4 protein-coding genes and 1 tRNA gene are annotated in these 4,633 nt (G+C 68.8%); 2 read left to right on the plus strand and 3 right to left on the minus strand.

Annotation, left to right across the window (positions count from 1 at the left end; genetic code table 11):
- On the plus strand, positions 1-945 hold a 945-nt coding region (locus tag VNO22_03330; protein ID HXG60385.1), incomplete at its 5' end, for a serine/threonine-protein kinase.
- A gap of 29 nt (positions 946-974) precedes the next feature.
- Positions 975-1,051 (plus strand) — tRNA-Pro (locus VNO22_03335).
- A 17-nt stretch (positions 1,052-1,068) separates the two neighbouring features.
- Here the strand turns inward: VNO22_03335 and VNO22_03340 are convergent.
- Genes VNO22_03340 through VNO22_03350 form a run of 3 tightly spaced genes read right to left on the minus strand, consistent with a single transcriptional unit; the run spans position 1,069 to position 4,086 of the window.
- Positions 1,069-1,716 carry an archaeosortase/exosortase family protein gene (locus VNO22_03340; GenBank protein ID HXG60386.1) on the minus strand — a complete coding sequence of 216 codons (648 nt, stop codon included), beginning with the start codon at positions 1,714-1,716 and terminating at the stop codon, positions 1,069-1,071.
- Positions 1,717-1,726: 10 nt separating this feature from the next.
- Positions 1,727-2,341 carry a methyltransferase gene (locus VNO22_03345; protein ID HXG60387.1) on the minus strand — a complete coding sequence of 205 codons (615 nt, stop codon included), beginning with the start codon at positions 2,339-2,341 and terminating at the stop codon, positions 1,727-1,729.
- A complete protein-coding gene (locus VNO22_03350) occupies positions 2,338-4,086 on the minus strand; it encodes a hypothetical protein (protein ID HXG60388.1) in 1,749 nt (582 codons plus the stop codon). Before VNO22_03350 ends, VNO22_03345 begins: the two co-directional genes overlap by 4 nt.
- Positions 4,087-4,633: the final 547 nt, after the last annotated feature.

The following is a 4,633-nucleotide window of genomic DNA, read 5'->3' on the forward strand; positions in this document are numbered from 1 at the left end:
ATCGGTCTGGAGATCGGCGGCTGCCGCATCGTGGAGCTGATCGCCCGCGGATCGATGGGGGCGGTCTACAAGGCCAAGCACCTGGGGCTCAACCGCTTCGTGGCCGTGAAAATGATCCCCCATCTCGAAGGCAATCCCGACGTGGTCCGGCGCCTGCTTCTCGAGGCCCGGGCGGCGGCCAAACTGGAACATCCCAACATCGTCCAGGTGCACGACGTGGGCTTCCAGAAGGGATACGTCTTCGTCGTCATGCAGCTTCTGCGGGGGCAGACGCTCGAGGAACGGCTGCGCGAGTTCGGGATGTTCTCCGTGGAGGAAGCCTGCGACGTGGCGCGGGACGTGGCCCAGGGCCTCCAGGCGGCCCACGCCAAGGGAATCGTTCATCGGGACCTCAAGCCGGCCAACATCATCGTCACCGAGGACGGCCGCGCGCGGCTGACGGACTTCGGCCTGGCGCAGGACGTCGAAAGCGGCGAGGATTCCGCGGGGGCGGTGGTGGGAACGCCCTACTACATGTCCCCGGAGCAGTGGCTGGGGCGGCGCGCGGACGCCCGGAGCGACCTCTACGCCCTGGGAATCATCCTCTATTCGATGCTCTGCGGCCGCCGTCCGTTCGAGGGGGAGACGATCCAGGAGCTGATGCGCCAGCACCTCAAGGTCGCGCCGCCCCCGCCCGAAAAATTCAACGCGCGGCTGCCGGAAGGGATCTCCGCGATCGTGCGCAAGATGATCGCGAAGGCGCCGGCCCGGCGCTACCCGTCGGCGGCGGCGTTCCTGGCGGACCTGGACCGCTTCCGACGGGGACAGGATCCCGAGGCGCTCGGGGAGCTCGGGACGCGCCTGAAGTGCGGCTTCTGCGAGACGTTCAACCCTCCCTCCGCGAAACGCTGCCGCGTGTGCGGCGAGGCGCTGGGAGGCCCGGCCGGGCCGCTGGAGATTCTCTAGGGTCGCTCCCCGTGCTATAGTGTCCCCGACGGGCCGTAGCGCAGCCTGGTAGCGCGTCTGCCTTGGGCGCAGAAGGTCGCCGGTTCGAATCCGGCCGGCCCGACCATCCCCGCGCCGGCGGCGTCAGGCGCCTCCGGAACCGGGCGCCAGGGCGGCGGAAGGAACGTTCTCCGGCGCGCCGATCCGGAGCCGGACCGCCAGAGAGAAAAGCGCAGCCCCGCCGGCCGCAAACACCGCCCCTCCCGCGCGGTGAAACGCCTCGTAGGCGAAGGTGTGCTCCCCCTCCCAGAGCAGGTACAGCACGATGAGGCGAACGAGATTGAGCGCCGTCATCCCGGCCGCCACCGCCGCCGCGCCCACAAGCCGGCGGCGCCAGGAGATCGGATAGAAAAGAAGGCAGAGCACGGCCGCCGCCAGATACGTCAGGCCCATGCATCCCCGCGCATAGACGAACGGGAAGGCCCCCACGACCGAGGGGCCCTCCGCGCGCACCGCGGCGCCGAAAAGGCGCATCGTCTCCGCCTGGAGCGCCGCCATCCCGCTCATCAGCGCCTCGCCCGCCCGGCGCTGAAAGGCCGAGTCTTCCGGACAAAGAAGATAGAAGAGCGAGACGGCGACGAGCGCCGCCGGCACGAAGCGGGACGCGTCGCGCCCGGCCGCCCGCAGGAAGTAGACGCCCGCCGCGACGAGAAGCCCGAAAAGAAGAAGCTCCGTCCCCGTCGTGCCCAGAAGGGGCGCCGCGGGAGGCGGAATGAACGCGATCCGAATCATGGTGCCCATCCTAGAGAACTCCCGGAACGAACCGCCACGGCACGCGCGCCGCGTAGTCGCGGTAGGAATCTTCGCGCCCGAGAAGCCGCTCTTCGAGGAACGCCGCGGCCGCCCCCAGGAGCGCCGCCGCTCCGAGCGCCGCCGCGTTCCAGGGGCTCCAGCGGGAAATCAGATATCCCGCCGCGATCAGGAAAAGCGCCGTCGTCATCGGATGCCGGATCCGGCGGTACGGGCCGCGCGCGACGACGCCCCGCACCGCCGGAAGGATCCCGAAGCAGTCCCCCAGGGCCACGGCGGACAAGGCCCCCAGAAGCGCCCCCGCCGCCGCGATCCATGCGCCCCCGTCCCAGAGCACCCGACCTTCCGCGCGGACGGCCAGCGGCGCCAGGACGCCCAGGAGAACGACGATCCGATGAGGCCAGGGCGCTTCCGACGAGGCCGCCTTCCGGAAGGACGCCATCCGGAACGCCCCCAGCGCCGCATAAAGGCCGAACGCGCCGAACATGATCCGCGGACCCCATCCGGATTCGTGCGCGGCCCGGTTGACGTATCCCAGAGCCAGAGCCCCGTAGAGGCCCGCGCCCGCCGCGGCCGCCAGGGCTTCCTTCCGCGTCGCGGGAATCATATCCGCCGCCCTCCCCGACGCGCCGCCAGGACGGCCAGAAGAAGAACCTCGATTCCCAGAAGGCCGCAGGAGTCGCCGCCGCTGGCTCCGCCGGTTTCGCCCGGGGGAGGAACGGACAGGGCGGGCGAATCCACGAGCCGCTCGGCGCGGAGCTTCAGCGTCCGGGGTCCGTTCACGGGCGGAGTATCGTACGACGCCGCCTGCGAGAGATCCACCGAAACCGCGGCGGCGGGGTCTTCGAGAACGAACCGCCAGTCGCCGGCCGGCAGCTGATCGAAATTCGTCCAGGAGAGCGTCGCCGGCTGGCCGGTGTTTCCGTCCACCGTGAAGGTCCATTCCACCCGGCTCCCCGCGGTCAGCGGCGTCTTGCGGAAATCGTGCGTGTACCGGCGGGGATGGACCGTCCAGTCGGAACGGTGATCGAACGACACGAGCACCCAGGGATCGGTGCCCGATCCCGGTTCCTCGGAATCGCGCACGTCCCAGGTGTCGTCCGCTTGGGGATCGACGCCGAAGGCGTTTTCGGTGTCGAGCGCCGAGCCGCTCCGGGCTTCCAGGATCAGCGCCCAGCGGTCCGGATCGGGTCCTCCCGGCCCGGCCACGGCATAGGACTTCCCCGACGGGCGCGTCTTCTGGAGTCCCCCGCTCAGAGGCGGCGGAGCGTTAATCCAGAGCTCGTGGTTTGCATCCTGAACCCAGATGCCCACGGCCTGAAACGGCGCGACCCACTCCTCGCCCGGGGGAACGTTCGTCACGCCGTTATACGTGCGATACTGGGTCCCGTCCCACTTGTACATCGCGTACGAGATGCCCGCCCGGGCGACATGACCGTAGGGAGGGCCGTTGGCGGTCGAGCTCTTCCAGCTCAGCGGAGCGTAGAAGGGATTCACGAAGAGGTGGTTGCCCCGGTACTCGTTGGCCGGAACGCCGTCGGCAATCTCCTGCCCCACGGGCGTGGAGTAGGTCGTAAAGCTGAAGGCGTTCACCAGCCTGTAGCTGGGAGTGGTCGTGGCTCCGGTCCCGTTCAGAACGGGCGGCGGAGCCGGCGTCACTTGGCCCTGCGAGAGGTCCAGAACCGCCGTCGGCGGGCACCACGCGAGGTAGCCCTCCCCTCCGCGGAGCACATCGCCCGGACCCAACGGAACCCAGGTGCGGTTCGGTTCGTCGAGCCGAAAGAGGTAGGGCACGTCGTCGAGAAGCTCCGTGGCCGGAACCGTGGTTCCGAACGCGATCGGCACCCCGATGAAGCGCCAGGAGTCCCCCGACGGCGAGCCGTTCCCCGGCTGCTGCGCGACGGACCACGCGGGCGCGGCCATCGTGAACTGCGAAGAAGCGAAGGGAGACCAGACGCCGTTGGTGCGCCGGAAGCGGATCCGCCAGAAATAGGTGGTGTTCCACTCGAGGACGGGAACGGAGAAGAGGTTCGCCGTCCCTTCTCCGTAGGGAATCTCAGGACAGAACGCCCCGTTCCCTACGTTGTTGGCATTGGGAATATCCACGCCGTCGGGATTCGGGGGAGCCGGTCCCTTGCTGTTCCAGTGGGTGATGGTGCCGAAGGTCGGATCCGTCGTCACCTGAATCTGAAACCGATTGACCGGGCCGCCCACCGCGTTGCGCGCCCGGAAGTCCGGCCGGTGGTCGTCCACCGCGGGCGGAGCGGCCTGCTGCTCCACCTGGAGCTGATCGGGGGGACTCTGAACCGCTCCCGCGGCGACCCAAACGCAGGCGACAAGAAGTCCGCTCATGATGCTCCCATCCGGCCGCGACCTAATTCAAATTGTACCTCATAAATTCCGTCTCCGCACGCGTGGACTGATCAGGGACATCGTTACCACCCCCTCGGGGAGAACCTGATCGCTCTTTCGTACCTGGATTGCCGGGTCATGCGGCGTCTGGTTCGCTTGGCCCACCTCTACCACGAGGCGATCGGTCCCCGGCGCAGCCCTTGGGTCCGCTGCTCCCGCGGTCGGAGGGTCTGGCGATGACCCCTTCGTCCCCTCCAATGTTCGGACCCCCCGCCTCGGTCTCCCCTCACCCCTCCCCGGGGGAGACCGAGGCGGGGGCCGTTCCCGCCCTCTTCCCCCGCCGAGGCGTTCGCACGGCGAGTGACCGCCTCGCGGGCACGAGCCGTGCCGCCTCGGCGGCCCCTCCCTTCCTCTGGAGATCCGGCGCTCTTCCCAGTAAAAAACCCTCCTGGCGGTGGCTTCAACACGTTCGGACGCTTCCGCGTCCTCCAGGAGGGTCTATGCGCTACTTTACCGCACGAGGCCTTATGAAAGACAACGGTTTTAC

The organism is Planctomycetota bacterium (assembly GCA_035574235.1).
GTDB lineage: Bacteria > Planctomycetota > MHYJ01 > MHYJ01 > JACPRB01 > DATLZA01.